This window comes from Streptomyces sp. NPDC037288 (assembly GCF_055603265.1).
The window spans coordinates 183,580-205,612 of sequence record NZ_JBVJVY010000002.1; the positions used below are offsets into that span (position 1 = coordinate 183,580).

The following is a 22,033-nucleotide window of genomic DNA, read 5'->3' on the forward strand; positions in this document are numbered from 1 at the left end:
CGTGCCCTCCCCGTGGAACCTCCCCCTTCTCACGGGCCCGCCACTCAAAGACAAGGAAGCACGATGGCACCATCGGCAGCCCAGCGCATCGTCATCGAGAACTGCGCGATCGCGACCGTGGACGCGGGCGACACGGAGTACGCCTCCGGCTACCTCGTCCTCGCCGGCAACCGCATCGAGTCGGTCGGTGCCGGTCAGGCCCCCGAGGGCCTGGAGAACGTGGTGCGCCGGATCGACGCGAGCGGCCACCTGGCCACGCCCGGCCTGGTCAACACCCACCACCACTTCTACCAGTGGATCACCCGGGGTCTGGCCACCGACCACAACCTGTTCAACTGGCTCGTCGCGCTCTACCCCACCTGGGCGCGCATCGACGAGCGGATGACCTACGCGGCCGCGCAGGGGTCCCTCGCCATGATGGCCCGCGGCGGTGTCACCACCGCCATGGACCACCACTACGTGTTCCCGCACGGCTCCGGCGACCTGTCCGGCTCGATCATCCGGGCCGCCGCCGAGACGGGCGTCCGCTTCACGCTGGCCCGCGGCTCGATGGACCGCAGCGAGAAGGACGGCGGACTGCCGCCGGACTTCGCCGTCGAGACGCTGGAGGGCGCGCTCGCGGCGACCGAGGCGACCGTCAAGGAGCACCACGACGCCTCCTTCGACGCCATGACCCAGGTGGCCGTCGCCCCCTGCTCCCCGTTCTCCGTCTCCACCGAACTCATGCGTGAGGGCGCCCAGCTGGCCCGCCGCCTCGGCGTACGGCTGCACACCCACGGCTCGGAGACCGTGGAGGAGGAGAAGTTCTGCCACGAGCTGTTCGGCATGGGCCCGACCGACTACTTCGAGTCGACGGGCTGGCTGGGTGAGGACGTGTGGATGGCGCACTGCGTCCACATGACCGACTCCGACATCGCCGCGTTCGCCCGTACGAAGACGGGTGTGGCCCACTGTCCGTCGTCCAACGCCCGTCTCGCCGCCGGGATCGCCCGCGTCCCCGACATGCTGCGATCCGGCGTCCCGGTCGGCCTCGGCGTCGACGGCACCGCCTCCAACGAGTCCGGCGAACTGCACACCGAGCTGCGCAACGCCCTGCTGATCAACCGCCTCGGCACGCACCGCGAGGCCGCGCTGAACGCCCGTCAGGCGCTGCGGCTCGGCACCTACGGCGGCGCCCAGGTCCTCGGCCGGGCCGGGCAGACCGGCTCGCTGGAGGCGGGCAAGCTGGCGGACGTGGTGCTGTGGAAGATGGACACCCTCGCCCACGCGTCCATCGCGGACCCGGTGACCGCGCTGGTCTTCGGCGCCGCGGCCCCTGTGTCGGCCTCCTTCGTCAACGGCAAGCAGATCGTGGAGAACGGCCGCCTGCTCACCGTCGACGAGGACGCCGTCGCCCGCAGCACCCGCGAGGAGGCCCAGCGCCTCGCCCGGATCGCCGCCCAGGCCTGATCCCCCCTCCGCTCCGGCAGCCGCCCGTCCCGACGGCCGGCCCACCGGACAAACCCGCCGGCCACCTCACACAGGTGGCCCGCCGACAAACTTGGCGGTCGCCCCGTACGGGCGGTTCGCCGGCAAACTTGGCGGTCGCCTCGTACGGGCGGTTCGCCGGAGGTCTCGGCAGAGCTGCTCGTGCGGCGTCCGCCGCAGGACTTGGCGGTCGCCCCTGGCGGGCGGTTCGTCGGAAGGCTCGGTGGCTCGGCTCGTGCGGCCGGTCTGCCGGGAGGTCTCGGCAGACCGGTTCATGCGGCCGGTCTGCCGGAGGTCTCGGTGGGTCGGCTCATGTGGCCGGTCTGCCGGAGGACTTGGCGGGTCGGCTCGTGCGGCCGGTCTGCCGGAGGACTTGGCGGGTCGGCTCATGTGGCCGGTCCGCCGGAAGGCTCCGGTCGGGAGGGACGGCTCCCGACCGGGGTCCGTGGACCCGAGCGGGGTCCACGGCAGCCGTTCCGGGGCGTGTGCACGCACGCGCCCCGGAACGGCACCACTCGACCCGCTCACAGCGCCACCCCCGTCCCGGTCCCGCACGACCACACGCACCACCTCCATGAAACCCGCGTCGACGACGACGTGTCACCCGCCCGGAGGAGCCGCCGTGGCCGCCCATCCTGTTGACGAGAAACTCCCCGCCCTCAAAATGGCGACCAGCGGCCTGCAGCACGTGGCCGCCATGTACGCGGGAGTCGTCGCCCCGCCCCTGATCGTCGGTGCGGCCGTAGGCCTGTCCGGCACCGACCTCACCTTCCTCACCGGAGCCTGTCTGTTCACCGCCGGGCTCGCCACCTTCCTGCAGACCCTCGGTTTCTGGAAGATCGGCGCCCGGCTGCCGTTCGTCAACGGCGTCACCTTCGCCGGCGTCGCCCCCATGACGGCGATCGTCGCCTCCGCCAAGGACAAGTCCGAGGCACTGCCGGTCATCTTCGGCGCCGTCATCGTCGCCGGTCTCCTCGGCTTCCTCGCCGCCCCCTTCTTCAGCAAGGCGATCCGTTTCTTCCCGCCCGTCGTCACCGGCTCGGTCATCACCCTGATCGGCGTCTCGCTGCTCCCCGTCGCGTTCGGCTGGGCCCAGGGCCCCGACCCCAGGGCGAGCGACTACGGTTCGACGACCTACCTGACCATCGCCGGCATCACCCTGGCCGTCGTCCTCGTCCTGCGCCGCTTCACCCGCGGCTTCGTCAAGCAGATCGCGGTCCTGCTCGGCCTGATCCTCGGCACGCTCATCGCGATACCCTTCGGCGTCACGGACTTCGGCCCCGTCGCCCACGCGGACGTCGTCGGCTTCCCGACCCCGTTCCACTTCGGCACCCCGCGGTTCCAGGTCGCGGCGATCCTGTCGATGTGCGTGGTCATGGTCGTCTCCATGACGGAGTCCACGGCCGACATGCTGGCGCTCGGCGAAGTCGTCGAACGCCCCGCCGACGAGAAGACCATCGCCGCCGGACTGCGCGCCGACACCCTCGGCTCCGCCCTCAGCCCCCTGTTCAACGGCTTCATGTGCAGCGCCTTCGCCCAGAACATCGGCCTCGTCGCCATGACGAGGATCCGCAGCCGCTACGTCGTCGCCGTGGGCGGCGGCTTCCTGGTCCTGATGGGCCTGTGCCCGATGGCCGCCTCGCTCATCGCCGTCGTCCCCCGCCCGGTCCTCGGCGGCGCCGGCGTCGTCCTGTTCGGCTCGGTCGCCGCCAGCGGCATCCAGACCCTGGTCCGGGCCGGACTGGAGAAGGACAACAACATCCTGATCGTCGCCGTCTCCCTCGCGGTCGGCATCATCCCCATCACCGCGCCGGGCTTCTACCACGCCTTCCCCGAGACCGCGAGGATCGTCCTGGACTCCGGCATCTCCACCGGCTGCGTCACCGCCGTCCTGCTCAACCTCGTCTTCAACCACATCGGCAAGGGCCGCGAGGCCCAGGACGTCACCCATCCGATGGAGTCCGGGGAGGAACTGGCACCGGCGCACTGAACCGGCGGCGAAGGCGGGGCCGGGGTCACCCCCCGGCCCCGTCTCGGGCCACCCCTCCGCACACGGCGGACTCCTCGGCGATCCAGCGAGCCAGCTCCGCGTCGTCCGCCACCTCGGCGATGACGTCGTCGTACAGGCGCACGGCGTCCGCGTGGCGGCCCTGGACGCCGCCGGGACCAGGCCACGCCGTGAGGTTCACCGGCAGCCGCAGCCGCAGCCGCAGCGGCCGACCGGCCGGGGCCGGCGCGACCGGATGCGGATCGCCGAGGCGCGCCGCCCACGGCGCCGAGCGCGGTGCGGAGCCGCTCGACACGCCGGACCGCACGGCCTACAGACCGAACAGGGCGAGGTCCGCCGTCAGCTCCTTGAACACCTCCCGCGGGTCGGGGACCAGCTTGCGCTCGTCGAGGTCGAGCAGGCCGCCCACCGCGCTGACCTCGGCCGCCAGCGTGCCGTCGGTCTTGCGTATCTCCTGCACGATCCGGAACGTCCTGCCGCCGCCCCACTCGAACTCACAGGTCACGTCGACCTCGTCACCGGCGAGCAGTTCGCGCCGGAAACGGATGGTCGTCTCCAGGGCCACCGGACCCACACCCCGCCCCACGAGCCGTGCCTGGCTGATGCCGGCCGCCTGGAGGAGCGACCAGCGGGCGTGCTCCGCGTAGTTGAGGTACACGGACTGGTTGAGGTGTCCTTGGGTGTCGGTCTCGTAGCCGCGGACGCTCACGCGCACGGAAAACGGTTCGCTCACGGGTTCCCCTTCTCGTGTACGACACACTGATCCGCCGATCCTTGCACGCCGCTCACACCCGGCGCGGCGAGGCGAGCAGATACCGCACCCTCGTCCGCGGTTCGGTGTACTCCCCCGCCTGCCAGCCCGCGCGCGCCAGCGTGGCCGCGCAGGCCGCGAGGGTCTCCGCCTCCGGCGCGTACACGGCGACCGCCTCCGGCTGCGGGGTCGCGCGGACCCGGTAGCCGTCCGTGTCCCCGCCCGCGGGACGGTGCCCGGCCGCCTCCAGAGCGAGCGCCGCCGCCCGCACCAGATGCGTGCGCTCCCAGCCGCACGGCCGGTCCACCGCGCCGTCGGGGTTGGTCATGCGGCGCAGCTCCAGCAGCCCCTGCCAGGCGCTGTGCACCTCACGCGGACGCGCAGGGCCGGCCGCGGGCGGCTCCTCCTCGCCACCGGCCCGCGCCGCGAACACGCCCGTGGCCGGCGCGGGCTCCTTCGCCGCCTCGGGTGCCGCCTCCCGTATCCGATGGCCCGCGGGGGTCAGGAAGTGCTCGTGCGGCGGCCGCGGATGCCGGAACGCCAGTCCCCGCTCGACCAGCGCGGCGAGCTGCGCCCGCGTACCGCGCAGCCGCCCGGTCACCGGATCGGCGGCCTCGATCAGACGTCGCTGCGCGGCGGTCGGCGGTGGCGTCACGGCGCGCTCCCTCCGGTTCCGTCCCTGTCCCCGGCCGCCCCCGCGGACGGCCCCTTGTGCAGAGTACGACCCGGGTCCGACACCACCCGCAGGATGCGGCAGCGCCCCCGTGCGCCCGCCTACTCCCGCGGCCGGATGTTCCACCCCGTCACCACCGGCCGCCCGTGCTCGGTGCCCAGCCGGCACAGTGCCCCCGTCGCCAGTTGGAACAGGGCTCCGTGCCGCGGCGGGAGGCCGAGGCGGCGGGCGGTCAGGACGCGCAGGAAGTGGCCGTGGGCGATCAGGACGACGACGCCCTCCGTACGGGCGACGGCGGCGTCGGCCTTGGCCAGTATCCGGTCGGCGCGCTCCCCGACCTGCTCCGGGGTCTCGCCCGGACGCTCCGGCGGCCCGGGCGCGACCCCGTCCGTGAACAGGAACCAGCCGGGCCGGCTCCGCTGGATCTCCACGGTGGTCACGCCCTCGTATCCGCCGTAGTCCCACTCGCGCAGGTCGGCGTCGACCCGGGCGTCCGGGATCCCGATCAGCTCGGCGGTCTCCCGGGCCCGCTGCAGGGGGCTGACGAACGCGGCCCCGATCCGGTGCGGGCGGATCAGCGGCACCAGCCGGCGGGCCTCCTCCCGCCCGTGCTGGGTCAGGGGTACGTCGGTCCAGCCGGTGTGCCGTCCGGACCGCGACCACTCGGTCTCTCCGTGCCGGACGAGAAAGAGGTCACCCACGTCAGCGCCCTTCCCGCTCGCCTGCCAGCACGGTGTCACAGGGAGTCCGCCGCACGCAGGACGGACTGCGCCAGACGGCCGTTCTCCAGGGCGGCGCCCACTCCGGAGGGGAAGGAGAACCGGCGCCGGGTGTAGGCGTAGGCGATGCCGTTCGCCGGGTCGGCGAAGCCCAGCGAGCCGGTCGCGCCGCTGTGCCCGAAGGTGCCGGCGTCGAGGAACGGGTACAGCGCGGGGGTGTGCTCGAAGCCCCGCGCGAAGTGGTTCTCGCTGCCGGTGACCAGGTCCGGCCCGCCCGGGGTGCGCAGGGCGCCGAAGGAGGCCGCGGTCGCGGGCGTGAGCAGCGGCGGCCTGCCGTCCACGGTGCTGATGGCCGCCGCGTACATCCCGGCGACCCCGCGGGCGTTGCCCACCCCGCCCGAGGACGTCGGCCCGAGGGCCTTCACCCGGGGGTGGTTGCCGAAGGCCACCAGGTCGGTCGGCGCCGGCCCGTGCGCGTTGAAGGCGATGCCCCGGATGCTGTCCGGAGCCGCCGCCCGCTCCTTCAGCAGGGCGGCCTCCTCGGGGGTCGGCACCAGCGGCTGCACGTCCACCCAGCGCTTCTCGGCCTCGACGGGCAGGCCCAGGTAGTAGTCGAGCCCGTACGGAACCCGGATCCGCTCCTCGTACAGCTCCTGGATCGACCGGCCGGTCACCCGGCGCACCACCTCACCGGTGAGGGCGCCGATGACGAAGGCGTGGTAGCCCCAGGCGCTGCCAGGCTCCCACAACGGCCGGCGCGCCGCCAGGCGGGCCGCGACGAGCCGGTCGTCGGCCAACTCCTCGATGCTGAGGGGCTGTTCGGCGTCTCCGGGAAGTCCGGCCCGGTGCTCCAGCAGCTCGCCCAGCGTCAGCCGGTCCTTGCCGTGGGAGCCGAACTCGGGCCAGTACGCGGCGACTTCCCGGTCCAGGTCGAGCACCCCGTCCTGCACCAGCAGGGCGACGACGAGGTGTGCGGCTCCCTTGGCGATGGAGTAGAGGGTCGTCAGCGAGTCCCCGTCGATGCCGTCGCCGCCCCACAGGTCCACCACGCGCCGCCCGTGCCGGTACACCGCGAGCTGTGCGCCCGGATCGTCCCGTTCCTCGGCGAGTACCGCCGCGAACTCCTCGCGTACGCCCTCGAATCCCTGCGCCACCGTGCCGTGCACATCGATCGTCATGCGTCGTTCCCCCTTGTTCGGTGATCACCGGCAGGGATCGTCAACGACCCGTGGCCGCCGGGCATTCCCGGTGGCTCAGGTGCCCGGCAGGACCAGTGTGTTCTCGGTGCCGAGGGCCTGGGCGCCGGTGTCGGCGTACAGCGTGGTCTCGCCGTCGGACCAGCGCACGACCAGGTCGTCGCCCGTGTGGTCGGACGTGAGGTCGCCGGTGGTCATGACCTGGGCGTGCGGCCAGGTGCCGTTCGGGCCGCGCAGCCGGGACCGGGTGCCGAGGCCGCGGGCCGAGACACCGGCGTAGCTGTCGAGCGAGCCGTCGGACCAGCGCACGAGCAGGTCCGCGCCGGCCGTGCCCCGGAAGGCGCCGCCGCTGAGCAGCGCGGCCTTGGTCCAGGTGCCGTTCGCCGCGAGGAGCTGCTTGCCGGTGCCGAAGGACCCGGCGCGGATGCCGGTGTAGAGGACCAGGCTGCCGTCGGAGCGGCGTGCCAGCACGTCGGTCACGCCCTGGGCCCCGTGGAACTGCCCGGAGGTGAGCTGTACGACGTTCTGCCAGGCGGACTTGGGCTTCGCCATCTGCACCTCGCGGCCCACCCCGGAAGGGCTGAGATCCGGGTACAGGGTGACCTCGCCGTCCGACCAGCGCACCAGCAGGCCCGGCCGGCCGCCGGTGAAGGTCCCGCCGGTGATGTTCCGGGCGTGCGTCCAGGTGGAGTTGGCCTTCAGCAGCCGCCTCTCGGCACCGAACGCGCCGTTGCCGTCCCCGGGATACAGGGTGACCCCGCCGTCGGACCACACGACGAGCAGGTCGCCGCGGTGGTCGCCGGTGTAGTCCGCGCAGGCCATCAGCGCGGCCTTCTGCCAGTGGGCCGCACCGCCCGGCAACTGGAGCCCCTGGTACGGGGGCAGGCCGGTGGGCGGGTGCTGGTCGGCGACCGCGTCGGCGAGCAGGTTCGCGGCGTCGGCACCGAACGCCGGGGCGTAGCTGATGTAGTCGACGTTCGCGTCGTTGCCGCCGCCGTTGTAGCCGCCGAGGTTGCCGATGACGTGGCCGGTGCCCGCGTCGTCCTGGTAGTCGGTGATCCACGGGCTGCCGGACACGCCGCCGTAGTAGCCGCCGCAGGTCATCGACATCTGCCGGTAGCCGGGGAGTTGCTGCGTCGGCACGGTGCACTTGACGGCCTGCCCGGCGCTGTTGTGCCCGTAGGAGGGGTAGCCGACGACGGTCACGTTCTTGTGGGTGTAGCCGTTCGCCCGGGTGAAGGTCAGACCGCCGCCGACCGCGTCCTGGAGGCTCTGGCCGCGCTGGTTGGCCGAGACCCTGGCGAACGCGGTGTCCAGGTCCGACGCGGGCTTCTTGGTGGTCGTCGACCCCTTGTCGGGCACGTACCGGGGGTCGGTGAAGACCCGCTGGATGTGGAAGATGCCGTACGGCTGCCGGTCGGGGCTCGCGCCCTTCACGAACCTGGGGACGAAGACGTAGTCGCCCTTCATGTTCAGCGCGCAGTGGGCGGCGGTGAGCACGATGTTGCGTGCCGCGGTGTCGATCACACTGCCGGTGCAGTGCCAGGTGGTGCCGCCCGGCCCGTCGGACCCGAAGAACGTCCCGACGACACGGGTCCCCTGGAAGAGGGTGCCCTGCGGCCGGCCCGCCGCCGCGGCGCCCGGCCCCGGCCGGTCCGGCCGGGGCCGGTCCGCGTCCAGCGGCGCCGCGTCCGCCATCCGCTGCGCGGTCCAGAAGCGGGCGGCCTGCCGCGCCTCCTGCCCGGCGGGGGGCGCCGGCGACGCGGCGGCCCCGGCCTGCGCGGGCGCGACCCCGCCGCCGAGGGCCGCGCCGCACACCACGGCGACGGTCGTGCGGCGTATGCGCGTCGAGGACGGTCTTCTGGACGAGAACAACGGTGCTCCCCCTGGTCTGCTGCGGGTCTGCTGGAACCCGACCCGGGGGCGGCGGCGCGGCGCTGGCCGGCGCGTGGATCCCCCCGGTTCGTGCGGGGCGATCTTCGCACAGGCGCACGAACGCGCGAAACGGGCTACTGCCGGTACCCGCCGAGGAACCGCCCGATCCTGCCGATCGCCGCCTCCAGGTCCTCCGCGTGCGGCAGGGTGAGGATGCGGAAGTGGTCGGGCGAGGGCCAGTTGAAGCCGGTGCCCTGGACCACCTGGATCTTCTCGCGCAGCAGCAGGTCGAGGACGAACTTCTCGTCGTCGTGGATCGGGTGCACCTTCGGGTCGATGCGCGGGAACGCGTACAGCGCGCCCCTGGGCTTCACGCAGGACACGCCGGGGATCTCGTTGAGTTTCTCCCAGGCCACGTTCCGCTGCTCGTGCAACCGGCCGCCGGGCAGGGTCAGTTCGCGGATGGACTGGCGACCGCCGAGCGCGGCCTGGATGGCGTACTGGGCGGGCGCGTTGGGGCACAGGCGCATGGAGGCCAGCATGGTCAGGCCCTCCAGGTAGTCCTTCGCGTGCTGCTTGGGGCCCGTCACCACCAGCCAGCCGGAGCGGAAGCCCGCCACCCGGTACGTCTTGGACAGGCCACAGAAGGTGAGGACGACCAGGTCGGGGGCGAGGGCGGCGGCGGAGTGGTGGACGGCGTCGTCGTACAGGATCTGGTCGTAGATCTCGTCGGCGAACACCATCAGGCCGTGCCGGCGGGCCAGGTCGAGGATGCCCTCGACGACCTCCTTCGGATAGACCGCGCCCGTCGGGTTGTTCGGGTTGATGATGACCACGGCCTTGGTGCGGTCGGTGATCTTCGACGCCATGTCGGCCAGGTCCGGGTTCCAGTCGGCCTGTTCGTCGCACAGGTAGTGGACGGCCTTGCCGCCGGCCAGGGTGGTCGCGGCCGTCCAGAGCGGGAAGTCCGGGGCGGGGACGAGGATCTCGTCGCCGTCCTCGACGAGGGCCGTCACGGCCATGGAGACCAGCTCGGAGACGCCGTTGCCCAGGAAGACGTCGTCCACGCCGACGTCGAGGCCGAGGCTCTGGTAGCGCTGCGCGACCGCGCGGCGGGCGGAGAGGATGCCGCGGGAGTCGGTGTAGCCGTGCGCCCGCGGCAGCATCCGGATCATGTCCTGGAGGATCTCCTCCGGCGCCTCGAAACCGAAGGCGGCGGGGTTGCCGGTGTTCAGGCGCAGCACGCTGTGCCCGGCCTCCTCCAGCGCGTTGGCGTGCTCGATCACCGGGCCGCGGATCTCGTAACAGACCTCGCTGAGCTTGTTCGACTGCCGGAACTCCATGCGCCCCTCCGGAAACTCGTGGTGCTTGGTTTTACCAAGTGGGAGCTTGGAAAGTCCAATGACATGTCTAGACTGCGGGTCATGTCACCTCGCCGAAGCTACGACCAGTACTGCTCCGCGGCCCGCGCCCTCGACCTCGTCGGGGACCGCTGGACCCTGCTGATCGTCCGGGAGCTGCTGGCCGGCCCCCGCCGCTACACGGACCTGCACGCGGACCTGCCCGGCGTGAGCACGGACGTACTCGCCTCCCGGCTGAAGGACATGGAGCGCGACGGCCTCACCACCCGCCGCCGGCTCCCGCCGCCGGGCGCGGTCTATGTCTACGAACTGACCGGCAGAGGCCGGGAGTTGCTCCCCTTGCTGCAGGCGCTGGGCTGCTGGGGTGAGGCCGAACTGGGGGAGCGGCGCCCGACCGACGCGGTCCGCGCCCACTGGTTCGCGCTGCCGTTGCTGCGCGGCCTGGAAGGCGAGGGCCTGGTCGAAGTCCGGCTGGAGGAGGGCGACTTCCATCTGCGCGTCGGCGCGCAGGAGGGCCCGGTGTACGGCCACGGACCCGCACCCGGCGAGCCGGACGCCCGGCTGGTGATGGACGCGGCGACCTGCGAGGCCGTCGCCCGGGGGGAACTGGACCTGAGGGCCGCGGCACGGGACGGACGGGTGACGGTGACGGGGGACGGCACGCTTGCCAAGGCGCTGCGGGAGGGGTGAACGGGCTGTCGCTCCTGGACGAAGAAGGCCCGCCGGCAGGCGGGCCTTCGAGCGCGTCGGCTCACACGTTCGGCGGCACCCGGGACGGCCGGCCCGACCCCCGGGTCAACGCATACCCGCCGATGCCGGCGAGAGCCGCGAGCACACCCCCGATCGCCGTCCACACCCAGCGGTCGGACCACCAGCCGGAGGACCAGCCGTCGTCCGAGCCGAAGCCGGACAGCACCGCCGCCCTGGAACCCTCCCCGTCCGCCGCGGACGTGACGGCGATCCCGGGAACCAGCGGCTTGCCCAGCGAGCCGTCCGCCGCCGCCGCGCCGCCGATGTCCTGGGAGTCGGCACGGACACCGACGCTCACCGGCTTGCCGAGGTCGGCGGGACCGAGGTCCACGACCGTCAGCCGGATGTAGTACGTGCCCGGCAGCGGATCGTTCGCCCACGGCTCGGACCAGCCGCGTACCGTCCGCAGCACACAGGCCAGTTCGACGGAGGACGCGCCCTGCCCGGCCGTACGGGCCGCCGCTCCGTACTGGCAGGCCTGACGGCGTCGCAGTCCGTCGTACACGTCGATCTGCCAGGTCTGCGCCCCATGCGTCGCGGGCAGCTTCACGCTCGCCTTGACGGTGGGCCGCTGCCCGGTGTCCGCGGGGAACGACCAGTACAGGTAGTCACCCGTCGAGCCGGACGCCGTGGCCTGCTGTCCCTGCCGGATCTCCGTCGCCGTACGGAACGAGGTGCCCGCCCGAGTGGGCGCCTTGCCGTCGGCGGAGGCGCCGGGAGACGGGGAGGAGTCGGCCGCGGCCGGTCCGGCCGCGAGCCCGAGCGCCAGCAGCGCCGCACCCATCACACGTGTGATCCGCATCAGTTCGTCCTCCAGACCGCGACCCGCCAGCGCGACAGCCAGCCCCACAGCAGACCCGCCAGGAAGCCGGTCAGCACCAGCGCGCCCAGCAGCCACCAGCCGCGGCCGAGACCGAACGAGGCCACGTCGTGGTGCCCGGACGGCCCGTCCACGACGTCGACGGTCAGCTCCAGCGGCAGACCCGGCGTGGTCTTGACACCCGCCGCGGCCGAGAAGGAGTTGGTGACCTGCAGGCACACCGTCTCCGCGGGCGCGTTGTCGTCGTCACTCCCGGGCTTCGGATAGCGCAGGCCCGTCGAGATCACGTCCGTACGGCCCGTGCCGGCGGCCTCGCCGCGCACGATCTCCCGTCCCCGCACCGTCACCGCCCGCAGCAGCACCCCGTGGTCCGGGTGCACGGCCCGGTCGTCGGCCACGCTCACCGCGGCGCGCAGCTCCTTGCCGGGGTCCACCTCGACCTTGTACCAGCGCTGCTGCCCGAACTCCTCACGGTCCGTGTACAGCCCGGACTTCAGCGTCGGTGCCTTCTCGCACCGCGCGGCGCCCTCGGTGGCCACCGGCGTCACCACCGGATCGGCCGCGCGGTCCACCAACTGACCGACCCGGTCGGACAGTTCCTCCTTGTGCCGGACGTCGGTGTAGGTGCCGCCGGTCGCGTCCGCGATGCAGCTGAGCTGGTCGCGGGTCTTGGCGTCCGGCACCAGGCCCAGGGTGTCGATGGTCAGCCCGATGCCCTTGGCGGCGATCTCGCGGGCCACCTCGCACGGGTCGAGCGGCTGGCAGGTGTCCTCGCCGTCGCTGATCAGGACGATACGGCGGGTGCCGTCGCCGCCGTCGAGGTCGTCCGCCGCCTTCAGCAGCGCGGGCCCGATCGGCGTCCAGCCGGTCGGCTGCAGCGTGGCCACCGCCGTCTTCGCGTCGGTCCGGTTCAGCGGCCCGACCGGGTAGAGCTGCGCGGTGTCCTTGCAGCCCTCCTTGCGGTCGTTGCCGCGGTAGTTGGCGCCCAGGGTGCGTATGCCGAGCCGGACCTCCTGCGGCGTCGCGTCCAGCACCTCGTTGAACGCCTGCTTGGCCGCGGCCATCCGGGAGCCGCCGTCGATGTCCCGCGCCCGCATCGAACCGCTGACGTCCAGCACGAGTTCGACCTTCGGGGCGGTCGCCTGTGTCTCGTCGGCGACGGCTGGGCCGGGCAACGCGATCCCGGCCGCCAGGGCGGCGAGGAGAGCACAGACTCCCGCCGCCAGCCGTTGTCTTGTGATCATCGCCGGATCTTATGGAGCGGACGGGCCGGGCTCCAAAACGAGCGGCACCCGGCGTCTCAGCTCATCGGGTTCGGCAGGGCCGTCCACTGGTCGCCCGGAGTGCGCGGGGACAGCCGCATCAGGGTCAACGCCTTCGCCGGCAGCGGGCCTTCGCACAGGGCGCGCAGGTCGGCGCCGTCCGTCAGGTCCGGTACGGCGGCGGACAGGGCCGCCCCCAGCGCCGCGCCGGAACCCGCCGTACCGGCCAGCGCGCCCGCCACCAGGGAGCCGAACAGCTTGCGGCGCAGGGCCGTCTCGTCGTCGGTGATCAGGCGGCCGGTGAGCGCGGGCGGGACGATGCCGTGCCGGGCCAGGCGCGCCGGGCTGATCCGGATGTCGGCCAGGTCGCGGTAGACCAGCCGCAGGGGGGTGCCGTCGGCCGCCAGGATCACCAGCAGGTTCTGGCCGTGCGCCTCCAGGGCCACGCCGAGGTCGAGCAGGCGCAGCCCCACGGTCAGGGCCAGGCGGGCGAACGCGGCCGTCCAGGCGGGCGCGTCCGGCAGACCGGTGGCGGGGAGCGCGGCCACCGGCAGGACCTGTTCGCCCGGGCGCGTGTACACCTCGGGCGACTCGCGCAGCAGCGCGGCCAGGTCGGGGGAGTGGGCCGAGACCGCGCCCAGTGTGCGGGTGAGGTGCAGCAGGCCGTCGGTGCGCGCCGCCAGCTCCTCGCCGAGGGCCGTCAGCGGCGCGGCGGCCCGGACCGAGTACGGGGAGATGTCCCGCACGCAGGACGTCAGCCGGGTGCTGAGCGCGGTCTTCACGTGCGTGCCGCCCGGCAGCGCGAGGGTGCGCAGGGACAGCAGGGGCCGGCCGGGGCGCCAGGGGGCGTACGACCGCTTCAGGACGTGCCCGGCCTGCCACGGGTGCACGGGCACCAGCAGCCGTCCGCCGTCGCGCAGTTCCCGGGGCCAGTCACCGCTCACCAGGCAGTCAGCCGCCGGCACCGGCACCGTCCCCAGCTCCACCACCGGCCGGTGCTCCGGGCCGTACGCCAGCTGGTCGGCCACCGAGAAACCGGGACGGGCACGGCAGTTGGGATGGTACGGGTGCCCGTCCGTCACCCGCTGTTCCCACTCCCAGTCCCTCCCCGGGCCCTCGGCCGGGGGGACCCCCACCGGCCACTCCTTCGGGTGATCCGCGTCGGCCCGCGACAGCGCCAACGAGGCGGTGCTGTCCGCCAGTTCGGCGGCGAACGCCGCGCCGTGCGGCACCGCGAGGGCGGTCAGCAGACCGGCCGGATCCACCTGGCGCTCCCGGTCCAGACGGACGCCGGTGACGTACGCGCTGGTGGCGTACGGGTCCGCGGGCGGCCCGTACAGTGTCCGGCCGTCGGCGAGCCGCAGCGCCAGGCTGTGCGCGCCGTGCACCCGGCCGGTGATCCACGGCAGCGGCTCATGGGCCAGCGCCCGCCACAGCCGGGTCAGCACGGCGGCGCGGGCGCCCGGCAGCTCCGCCGTGTACCGGGGCAGCAGCTCCGGCCGCACGGCGGCCAGCTCCTCGGCGACCCGGGCCTCGGTGGTGGGGGGACGGTGCACGGTCGGCTCCTCGGTTGCACGCTGCACGCAGCATGATTGTCAGGGACGACAGACATACTGAGCGCGACGACCCCCGACGAAACGAACGGATCGCGTGGACCTGACACCCCCCACCGACGCCGTCGGCCGCCGCGCCGACGCCTACGCGGCCGCGCCTGTGCTGAACTGCCTGCTGCGCGAGGTGGCCGAGCCGGACCCCGGTGACCCGCGGGTGCACCGGCTGCCGAGCGGGCGGCTGCTGCGCGTGCGTCCCGGCCGGCGCCCCGCCGACCCCGAGGTGTGCGCGGCCGGGGTCTGGCACCGCGTCGGGCACACCGAACTGGTCAAACTGGTCACCGAGGAACTGCGCCGGCACACCGGGCTGGCGGGCGGTGACCTGCCCGCGGAGATGGCCGACAGCCGGGACGCGGTCGCCGCGCTGCTCACCGCCCGCGCCCGGGCGGTGCCGCCCGCCGACCCCTATCTGCTCTCCGAGCAGTCCCTGATCACCGGTCACCCCTGCCACCCCGCCCCCAAGGCGCGCGGCGGCGGCCCGGTCGCCTCCTGGCTGCCGTACGCCCCCGAGGCGCACGCCCGTTTCCCGCTGGTGCTGCTCGGGGTGCGCGAGGACCAGGTGGCCGAGGAGGGCGACACCGGCCCCCTGGACGCGCTCGGCACGGCCCCGCCCGGCTACCGGCTGCTGCCGGCCCACCCCTGGCAGCTGGAACTGCTGGGCCGGGAGCTGGCGGAGGCCTTCGCCGACGGCCGCCTGGTCCGGCTCGGCGAAACCGCCTTCCCCGCCTGGCCCACGGCGGCGGTCCGCACGGTGTACGAGCCGCGGCGCGATGTGTTCCTGAAGTTCAGCCTGGACGTGCGCATCACCAACGACATCCGCCGGCTGTGGCGCCACGACCTGCGCAGACTGCGCCGCACCGACAGGGCCGCCGGGCACGCCTTCGCGGCGCTGGGCCCGCCCGCGGCCTGGCTGAGCGACCGCGGCTACCGCACGGCCGCCTTCGCCTTCGAGGAGCTGGCCGTCCTCGTGCGGGACGGTCTGCGCGGCCACCTGCTGCCGGGCGCCACCCCGCTGCTCGCCGCCGGCCTCGCCGAGGGCTTCGACGGCAGCCCGCTGGCCGGCGCGGCCGACCCGGCGGCCTGGTGGAAGGCGTATCTGCGCCAGGTCGTCCCGCCCGCCCTGACGGCCTTCGACGCGCACGGAGTCGTCCTGGAAGCCCACCTGCAGAACACCCTCGTCGCCGTGGACGCGGCCGGCACGCCCGTCCAGGCGCTGTTCCGGGACGCCGAGGGCACCAAGCTGCTGCCGGACGTGAGCAGGGCCGCGGGCTGGGAGCGGCTGGTCTACTGCCTGGTGGTCAACCACCTCACCGAGATCGCCGCGGCCCTCGCCGAACACCATCCCGGACTCGACCCCTGGCCCGCGGCCCGCGGCGAACTCGCCCGGCACCGCCTGCCCGAGATCCCCGCCCTGCTCAGCGCGCCCACCCTGCCCGGCAAGACCAACCTGCTGCTGCGCTGGACCGGGGCGGACGGCGCGGACGCCCGCTACCTGCCCCTGCCGAACCCCCTGGCGGGCCGCTGACCCCGGTGCGGCTCACCGGGCCGTGCCGAAGTCCTGGGTCCAGTAGCTGCCGGGCTGCGCGAGACCGACGCCGATCTGCTGGAACGAGCAGTTGAGGATGTTGGCCCGGTGCCCGGGGCTGGACATCCAGCCCGCCATGACCTCGTCCGGGGTGCCGTAGCCGTAGGCGACGTTCTCGCCGTAGGCGCTCCAGTCGTAGCCGGCGGCCGTGATGCGGTCGCCCGGGGCGGACCCGTCGGACCCGGTGTGCGACATGTTCTGGTGGGCCGCCATGTCCGCGCTGTGCTCCTGCGCGGCCTTGGTCAGCGCCGGGTTCAGGGTCAGGGCCTGGCAACCGACCTTGGCGCGTTCGGCGTTGACGAGCTGCACGATGCGCGCGACGACCCCGGACGCCGTGGCGGTGGTCTTCGGCGTGCTCGGCGCGGCGGGGGCGGCGGCGGTGGCCCTGGGAGTGCTCGGAGTGCTGGGCGTGCTGGGAACAGCGGTCCTCGTGGGCGTGCGGACCGTGACCTTCTTGTGCGTGTGGGGGTGAGCGGTGGCCCGGGGCGTGGGCGGCGCGGCGGCCGGCGGCGTGGGCGGCGCGGTGACCAGCGGCGCGGGTGCGTGATGGTGGCCGTTGCGGTGGTGATGCCCATGGGTGTGGTGCCATCGCGGCTGCGGCGTGCTCGTGGCGGCGACGTCGGACGGGTCCGCCGTGCCGTACGGCCAGTCGGTGCAGGCCAGGGCGACGGACGGCACTCCCACCGTGCCGATGGTGACGGCGGCGATGACTATCCGCCGCAACTGCTGTGTCCTGCGGTGCTTGCCCATGCGTGAACCTCACTCGGTGATCGCCGGGCGCTCATTCTCAGGACGCCTTCACAAGGAGCGCAAAGGCCCTCTCCTCCTACCTTGCCTAGTAGGCTCGGCGGCCCCTTGCCAGGTGGGCGAAGAGATGCCCGGGTTCGCGTTCGCGATGTTTGCGCTCTCCTGGCGCCCCGTCAGAAACGCCTTGCGGAGGACGAATCGGCGAGGGCTTCGATCGGGTGGCGCGCCGTCCCTCGAAGAGTGGCCCGAGTCCCCGGCAAGCCGGACAAATCCCCTATGTCGACGTGGTGGTTCCTACTAACGGGCATGGTTAGTAGCCGTGAGCGGCGTGACGGACCTCACTCTCCGTGCCCCTGGGGCGCGCAGCACATACGCTGAACCACGTGCTGCGCGACGTGACTGCTGTTCGATACGTGACCCCGCTGCGGTCCGGCGGCTCCGTGCCCGCAGTCGTGGAGGCCGACGACGACGGCACCTACGTCGTGAAGTTCACCGGCTCGGCACAGGGACACAAGGCGCTGGTCGCCGAGGTGATCGTCGGCGAACTCGCCCGTGCGCTCGGGCTGCGCTTCCCCGAGCTGGTCCTCGTCCACTTCGACCCCGCCGTCGCCGCGGGCGAACCGCACCAGGAGGTGCGGGAGCTGCACGGCGCGAGCGCGGGCGTGAACCTCGGCATGGACTATCTGCCGGGCGCCCGGGACTTCACCCCGAAGATCGCGAAGTCCTTCCCCGTGGACCCGCTGGAGGCCGGCCGGATCGTCTGGCTGGACGCGCTGACCGTCAACGTGGACCGCACGGTCCACAGCTCCAACCTCATGGTCTGGCCGACGCTCGGCACCGCGCCACCGCGCCTGTGGCTCATCGACCACGGCGCCGCCCTCGTCTTCCATCACCGATGGGACACCACCACGCCGGGCAAGAGGTACGACTTCCGCCACCACGCCCTCGGCCACTACGGCCCCGACGTCCGCGCCGCGGACGCCGAGCTCGCCCCACGGGTGACCGAGGAGCTGCTGCGCGGCGTCGTCGCCGAGGTCCCGGACGCCTGGCTGGCCGAGGACGCCGGCTTCGCCACGCCCGACGACGTCCGCGCCGCGTACGTCGGCTACCTCCTCGCCCGGGTCCGTCTCTCGCGGGAGTGGCTGCCCACGGACTTCCCGGGCCGTGAACAGCTCGCGGCCGAGGAGGCCGCCCGCGCCGAGAAGACGCAGGCGGCCCGCCCGGACTGGCTCAAGCGCGTCCCCGACCTGCACGGCAAGCCGGCGGCGGAACAGGACTGGTCGGTGCACCTGGGATGACGGGGAGGGCAGGGGGACGGCACATGTCGTACAGGGGCGGCGCATGTCGTACGGATCGAGTACTGCCCCCGTACCACTGGGGGGAGCTGTCCACGGGCGGCTGAACCCGGGGAGTCGCATCTCAGGGCCACTGGCCATCAAGCGGGCGCGGCAGGTCGAACCGGACGTCCTGCCACAAGGCGCGCAGCCCGGACGTGTCGTCGGCGGACAGGTGGTCGCCGGGGACGGCCCAGGACTTGACCGGCGTGCTTTCGGCGGTGACCGCCGGCCAGCCCGGGTCGCCGGTGGCCGCGAAGCCGGCCCAGGAGTGGAGCATGCGGCGGGACAGGGCGCGGTCGTGGTCGTCGGGGGCACCGCCGATGAGGAAGTCGGCGCCGACGGCGTCCAGGTTGCCGAAGGCGAACGGGATGTCCGCGGTGTGCCAAGGTCTGGCCGCCCCGCGCCTGCGGGCGAAGCGGGCCAGGTACGCCCGGCCGCCGGCCCTCGCATGGTGCTCGGCCAGACGGGCGGTGTACTCGCCGAACTTCGCGTCGCTGGAGATCGCGAGGTAGCGGTCGAGTACCGGGGCGCCCGTCATCGCCGCGCGGTAGCCGTCGAGCAGGCGGGCCGGGAGGCGCAGGGCCTCGGCGAAGTCCGCCAGTTCCGCCCCGGTGGTGACCTCCCGCACGGCTCCCACCGCGTGGAGGAACCAGCACTCCTCCAGCGTGTGGCACACCAGCAGGTCCACCTCGCGCGCCGCCCCGGAGGCGAGCGCGCGCAGCGGGTGCGCGGGCAGCACCTCGCCGTCGACGACGGGTTGGAAGATCACCGGGTCGAAGGCGTGGATCGCCGCCACGGGGTCGGTCCCGCAGTGCGCGGCGGCTTCGTCGGAGGCGGCCACCAGCACCTCGGGCGGCACCGACAGCAGACCCTTTGCCGTCGGGGCGACCCCGGCCGGCGCCGCGATCCGCTCGGTGACCGCCGCGGCGAGCTCGACCGTGTGGAAGGCCTGGGGCGCGCTGTGGGCAATGGCCCGCCGGAACAACCCCCGTGCCTGTTCCATGGCCATCAGGCAGAGCACCGAGCCTGCCCCGGAGGAGTGCCCGGCGACGCTGACGTTCCCGGGGTCGCCGCCGAAGGCGGCGATGTTCTCCCGGACCCAGCGCAGCGCGGCGACCTGGTCCAGCAGCCCACGGTTGTCGGGAAGGCCGGGCACATGCCCGAAGCCCTCGAAACCCACCCGGTAGTTGCAGCTGACCACGACCAACCCGGCGCGGGCCAGGGCCGTCCCGTCGAAGTCGGGCTGGGCGGAGGAGCCGAACGTGCAGGCGCCGCCGTGGATCCAGAAGAACACCGGCAGCGCCCCGCCGTCCGCACCCTTCGGCACCCACACATTGACGGTCAGGACGTCTTCGTCCCCGGGGTGCCACACCGGCGCTCCGGGCAGCTGCGCCGACTGCGGGGCGATGGGGCCGAAGGCCGTGCAGTCCCGGACCCCGCCCCAGGCCGGCGCCGGTTGCGGCTGCCGGAACCGGAGGGCGCCGAAGGGCGCGGCTGCGTACGGGACACCGAGCACGGCGGTGACGCCGTCGCCCGCCCCCGTGCCCCGCACACGGCCGTTCGCCGTCCGGAAGACTGCTTCGACACCGCGTGGTTGCTCGCTCATCGCGGGACAGTCTCGCTCACCGGCACGCGCCGGCGCGACCGGAAAGAATGCCCCCCGACGGGCCCGTTCGTCCTTGCCCAGCCGGGCCCGGGACATCCCGGGCCCTTACGGCCAGGACCCGCTGAGCTGCCGGACCGGCATCTGCGCCACCCGCGTCCGGCCCCTGCCGGCGGGCCTTCCTCGACGGCGAGTCGACGGTACGCCTCTGCGGCGCCGGGGACGACAGATCCCTGGCACGGTCCGCCGCCACCTGCGGGACGGCCAGAGTGGTCCGGTGGTCCCCCGACGGCCGGCTGCCCGCGACCGCGGGAGACGGCTGGGCCGCCTTCCGGGACGCGGCCACGGCCGAGTGCCGGGCCGTCTGCACCCCGGCCTGCCACATCCCGCTGGGGCGCACTGGTCCGACGACGGCTGCTCCTTCGCCGTCAGGGGCGAGGACCGCCGCGGCTACACGTGGTCCCCGCCCGGCAGAACCGACGTCCGGCGGTGCGACGCGCTCCTGGAGCGGTCCGCGGCCGAGGTGCGCGAGCTGACCGCCGAGGAACGCCGTCGCCACGGCCTGCCCGGGTGACGGCGCCCGGCACGCCACACGCACCGGGAGCCGCCAGGGGCGGGCTCAGCCCTTGAGCTGCTCGTACGCCGGCAGGGTGAGGAAGTCGGCGTAGTCGTCGTCCAGGGAGACCTGCAGCAGCAGATCGTGCGCCTCCTGCCAGTGGCCGGCGGCGAAGGCCTGCTCGCCGATCTCCTTGCGCAGGGCGTCCAGTTCCTCGGCGGCGACCTTGCGGGCCAGTTCGGGGGTGGCCCTGTCGCCGTTCTCGAACTCGACGCCCGCGTTGATCCACTGCCAGATCTGGGAGCGGGAGATCTCGGCGGTGGCCGCGTCCTCCATGAGGTTGAAGATGGCGACCGCGCCGAGCCCGCGCAGCCAGGCCTCGATGTACCGGATGCCGACCTGGACGGCGTTGACGAGACCGGCGTACGTCGGCTTCGCGTCCAGCGAGTCGATCGCGATCAGGTCGGCCGCCTCGACGTGCACGTCCTCGCGCAGCCGGTCCTTCTGGTTCGGCTTGTCGCCGAGGACCTTGTCGAAGGACTCCATGGCGATCGGGACGAGGTCGGGGTGGGCGACCCAGGAGCCGTCGAAGCCGTCGTTCGCCTCGCGGTCCTTGTCGGCGCGGACCTTCTCGAAGGCGACCTTGTTGACCTCCGCGTCCCGGCGGGACGGGATGAACGCGGCCATGCCGCCGATGGCGTGCGCGCCGCGCTTGTGGCAGGTGCGGACGAGGAGTTCGGTGTACGCCCGCATGAACGGGGCGGTCATCGTGACCGCGTTGCGGTCCGGGAGGACGAACCTGGCGCCCGCGTCACGGAAGTTCTTCACGATGGAGAACAGGTAGTCCCAGCGGCCGGCGTTCAACCCGGCGGCGTGGTCGCGGAGTTCGTAGAGGATCTCCTCCATCTCGTACGCGGCCGTGATCGTCTCGATCAGGACGGTGGCGCGGACGGTGCCCTGCGGGATGCCGACGTAGTCCTGCGCGAAGACGAACACGTCGTTCCACAGCCGGGCTTCGAGGTGCGACTCGGTCTTCGGCAGGTAGAAGTACGGGCCCTTGCCGAGGTCCAGCAGCCGCTGGGCGTTGTGGAAGAAGTACAGGCCGAAGTCGACGAGGGCGCCGGGGACGGCACGGCCGTCGGCGTCGACGACGTGCCGCTCGTTCAGGTGCCAGCCGCGCGGGCGCATGACGACCGTGGCCAGCTCCTCGTTCGGCCGCAGGGCGTACGACTTCCCGGACCCCGGGTCGGTGAAGTCGATGCTGCGGGTGTAGGCGTCGATCAGGTTGACCTGGCCGAGGACGACGTTCTCCCAGGTGGGCGCGGAGGCGTCCTCGAAGTCGGCGAGCCAGACCTTCGCGCCCGAGTTGAGCGCGTTGATGGTCATCTTGCGGTCGGTGGGGCCGGTGATCTCGACGCGCCGGTCGTTCAGCGCGGCCGGGGCCGGGGCGACCTGCCAGGAGTCGTCCGCGCGGATCGCGGCCGTCTCGGGCAGGAAGTCGAGCGTGGAGGTGCGGGCGATCTCGGCGCGGCGCTCGGCCCGGCGGGCGAGGAGTCCGTCACGGCGCGGGGTGAACCGCCGGTGCAGCTCCGCCACGAAGGCGAGCGCCGCGTCCGTGAGGACCTCTTCCTGCCGGGGCAGGGGCTCGGCGTCGACGATGGCCAGCGGGGACGGCGCTGGTGCGGACATGAGCTGTCACTTCCTTCAGCGGTG

Annotated in this window: 19 protein-coding genes; 6 read left to right on the plus strand and 13 right to left on the minus strand. The window is 73.4% G+C overall.

Annotation, left to right across the window (positions count from 1 at the left end):
* Window positions 1-63: 63 nt before the first annotated feature.
* Together ACZ7GZ_RS03195 and ACZ7GZ_RS03200 are read left to right on the plus strand one after the other, a co-directional pair.
* Window positions 64-1,449, plus strand: a complete 1,386-nt coding sequence (locus ACZ7GZ_RS03195) for an 8-oxoguanine deaminase (protein ID WP_471020500.1) — start codon at window positions 64-66, stop codon at window positions 1,447-1,449.
* Between the two features lie 640 nt (window positions 1,450-2,089).
* A complete protein-coding gene (locus ACZ7GZ_RS03200) occupies window positions 2,090-3,457 on the plus strand; it encodes a nucleobase:cation symporter-2 family protein (protein WP_471020502.1) in 1,368 nt (455 codons plus the stop codon).
* 25 nt (window positions 3,458-3,482) lie between these two features.
* Here ACZ7GZ_RS03200 and ACZ7GZ_RS03205 read toward each other — a convergent pair whose 3' ends face one another.
* The 7 genes from ACZ7GZ_RS03205 to ACZ7GZ_RS03235 form a co-directional block, all read right to left on the minus strand.
* Entirely contained in the window at window positions 3,483-3,770 is a 288-nt protein-coding gene (locus tag ACZ7GZ_RS03205; RefSeq protein WP_471020505.1) for a hypothetical protein, read from the minus strand.
* 15 nt (window positions 3,771-3,785) lie between these two features.
* Window positions 3,786-4,208 carry an acyl-CoA thioesterase gene (locus ACZ7GZ_RS03210; RefSeq protein WP_471020506.1) on the minus strand — a complete coding sequence of 141 codons (423 nt, stop codon included), beginning with the start codon at window positions 4,206-4,208 and terminating at the stop codon, window positions 3,786-3,788.
* 52 nt (window positions 4,209-4,260) lie between these two features.
* Window positions 4,261-4,881, minus strand: coding sequence for a hypothetical protein (locus ACZ7GZ_RS03215; protein ID WP_471020509.1), 621 nt, complete (start codon window positions 4,879-4,881; stop codon window positions 4,261-4,263).
* 119 nt (window positions 4,882-5,000) lie between these two features.
* Entirely contained in the window at window positions 5,001-5,600 is a 600-nt protein-coding gene (locus ACZ7GZ_RS03220) for a histidine phosphatase family protein (RefSeq protein ID WP_471020510.1), read from the minus strand.
* 35 nt (window positions 5,601-5,635) lie between these two features.
* Window positions 5,636-6,796: a serine hydrolase domain-containing protein gene (locus tag ACZ7GZ_RS03225; protein ID WP_471020512.1), complete on the minus strand. Its 1,161-nt coding sequence runs from the start codon at window positions 6,794-6,796 to the stop codon at window positions 5,636-5,638.
* A gap of 75 nt (window positions 6,797-6,871) precedes the next feature.
* On the minus strand, window positions 6,872-8,689 hold the full coding sequence (locus tag ACZ7GZ_RS03230) for a trypsin-like serine peptidase (RefSeq protein ID WP_471020513.1): 1,818 nt from the start codon (window positions 8,687-8,689) through the stop codon (window positions 6,872-6,874).
* 134 nt (window positions 8,690-8,823) lie between these two features.
* Window positions 8,824-10,032, minus strand: coding sequence for a pyridoxal phosphate-dependent aminotransferase (locus tag ACZ7GZ_RS03235; protein WP_471020515.1), 1,209 nt, complete (start codon window positions 10,030-10,032; stop codon window positions 8,824-8,826).
* A gap of 81 nt (window positions 10,033-10,113) precedes the next feature.
* Between ACZ7GZ_RS03235 and ACZ7GZ_RS03240 the strand changes: the two genes are divergently transcribed.
* Complete coding sequence (locus ACZ7GZ_RS03240; protein WP_471020516.1) at window positions 10,114-10,740, plus strand: winged helix-turn-helix transcriptional regulator; 627 nt, start codon at window positions 10,114-10,116, stop codon at window positions 10,738-10,740.
* 61 nt (window positions 10,741-10,801) lie between these two features.
* Here the strand turns inward: ACZ7GZ_RS03240 and ACZ7GZ_RS03245 are convergent, their stop codons facing one another.
* Genes ACZ7GZ_RS03245 through ACZ7GZ_RS03255 form a run of 3 tightly spaced genes read right to left on the minus strand, consistent with a single transcriptional unit; the run spans window position 10,802 to window position 14,438 of the window.
* Window positions 10,802-11,602 carry a hypothetical protein gene (locus ACZ7GZ_RS03245; protein ID WP_471020517.1) on the minus strand — a complete coding sequence of 267 codons (801 nt, stop codon included), beginning with the start codon at window positions 11,600-11,602 and terminating at the stop codon, window positions 10,802-10,804.
* Entirely contained in the window at window positions 11,602-12,864 is a 1,263-nt protein-coding gene (locus tag ACZ7GZ_RS03250; protein ID WP_471020519.1) for a VWA domain-containing protein, read from the minus strand. The genes ACZ7GZ_RS03245 and ACZ7GZ_RS03250 overlap by 1 nt, the downstream gene beginning before the upstream one ends.
* A 56-nt stretch (window positions 12,865-12,920) precedes the next feature.
* Window positions 12,921-14,438, minus strand: a complete 1,518-nt coding sequence (locus ACZ7GZ_RS03255) for an IucA/IucC family protein (protein WP_471020522.1) — start codon at window positions 14,436-14,438, stop codon at window positions 12,921-12,923.
* Window positions 14,439-14,532: 94 nt separating this feature from the next.
* Between ACZ7GZ_RS03255 and ACZ7GZ_RS03260 the strand changes: the two genes are divergently transcribed.
* Entirely contained in the window at window positions 14,533-16,017 is a 1,485-nt protein-coding gene (locus ACZ7GZ_RS03260; protein ID WP_471020524.1) for an IucA/IucC family protein, read from the plus strand.
* A 12-nt stretch (window positions 16,018-16,029) separates the two neighbouring features.
* Here ACZ7GZ_RS03260 and ACZ7GZ_RS03265 read toward each other — a convergent pair whose 3' ends face one another.
* On the minus strand, window positions 16,030-16,827 hold the full coding sequence (locus tag ACZ7GZ_RS03265) for a CAP domain-containing protein (RefSeq protein ID WP_471020526.1): 798 nt from the start codon (window positions 16,825-16,827) through the stop codon (window positions 16,030-16,032).
* 380 nt (window positions 16,828-17,207) lie between these two features.
* Between ACZ7GZ_RS03265 and ACZ7GZ_RS03270 the strand changes: the two genes are divergently transcribed.
* Complete coding sequence (locus ACZ7GZ_RS03270; RefSeq protein ID WP_471020529.1) at window positions 17,208-18,122, plus strand: HipA family kinase; 915 nt, start codon at window positions 17,208-17,210, stop codon at window positions 18,120-18,122.
* 121 nt (window positions 18,123-18,243) lie between these two features.
* On the opposite strand, the gene ACZ7GZ_RS03275 is transcribed toward ACZ7GZ_RS03270, so the two are convergent.
* On the minus strand, window positions 18,244-19,767 hold the full coding sequence (locus ACZ7GZ_RS03275) for a carboxylesterase/lipase family protein (RefSeq protein WP_471020530.1): 1,524 nt from the start codon (window positions 19,765-19,767) through the stop codon (window positions 18,244-18,246).
* A gap of 349 nt (window positions 19,768-20,116) precedes the next feature.
* Between ACZ7GZ_RS03275 and ACZ7GZ_RS03280 the strand changes: the two genes are divergently transcribed.
* Window positions 20,117-20,338, plus strand: coding sequence for a hypothetical protein (locus ACZ7GZ_RS03280; RefSeq protein WP_471020532.1), 222 nt, complete (start codon window positions 20,117-20,119; stop codon window positions 20,336-20,338).
* A 45-nt stretch (window positions 20,339-20,383) separates the two neighbouring features.
* Here ACZ7GZ_RS03280 and aceB read toward each other — a convergent pair whose 3' ends face one another.
* Window positions 20,384-22,009 (minus strand): malate synthase A, encoded by a 1,626-nt coding sequence (gene aceB, locus ACZ7GZ_RS03285; protein WP_471020534.1) that lies wholly within the window; start codon window positions 22,007-22,009, stop codon window positions 20,384-20,386.
* Window positions 22,010-22,033 lie beyond the last annotated feature (24 nt).

Coding starts and splice junctions, on each gene's coding strand:
- ACZ7GZ_RS03195 (WP_471020500.1), top strand. CDS start 64: ATGGCACCATCGGCAGCCCAGCGCATCGTCATCGAGAACTGCGCGATC.
- ACZ7GZ_RS03225 (WP_471020512.1), bottom strand. CDS start 6,796: ATGACGATCGATGTGCACGGCACGGTGGCGCAGGGATTCGAGGGCGTA.
- ACZ7GZ_RS03235 (WP_471020515.1), bottom strand. CDS start 10,032: ATGGAGTTCCGGCAGTCGAACAAGCTCAGCGAGGTCTGTTACGAGATC.
- ACZ7GZ_RS03240 (WP_471020516.1), top strand. CDS start 10,114: ATGTCACCTCGCCGAAGCTACGACCAGTACTGCTCCGCGGCCCGCGCC.
- ACZ7GZ_RS03245 (WP_471020517.1), bottom strand. CDS start 11,602: ATGCGGATCACACGTGTGATGGGTGCGGCGCTGCTGGCGCTCGGGCTC.
- ACZ7GZ_RS03250 (WP_471020519.1), bottom strand. CDS start 12,864: ATGATCACAAGACAACGGCTGGCGGCGGGAGTCTGTGCTCTCCTCGCC.
- ACZ7GZ_RS03265 (WP_471020526.1), bottom strand. CDS start 16,827: ATGGGCAAGCACCGCAGGACACAGCAGTTGCGGCGGATAGTCATCGCC.
- ACZ7GZ_RS03275 (WP_471020530.1), bottom strand. CDS start 19,767: ATGAGCGAGCAACCACGCGGTGTCGAAGCAGTCTTCCGGACGGCGAAC.
- aceB (WP_471020534.1), bottom strand. CDS start 22,009: ATGTCCGCACCAGCGCCGTCCCCGCTGGCCATCGTCGACGCCGAGCCC.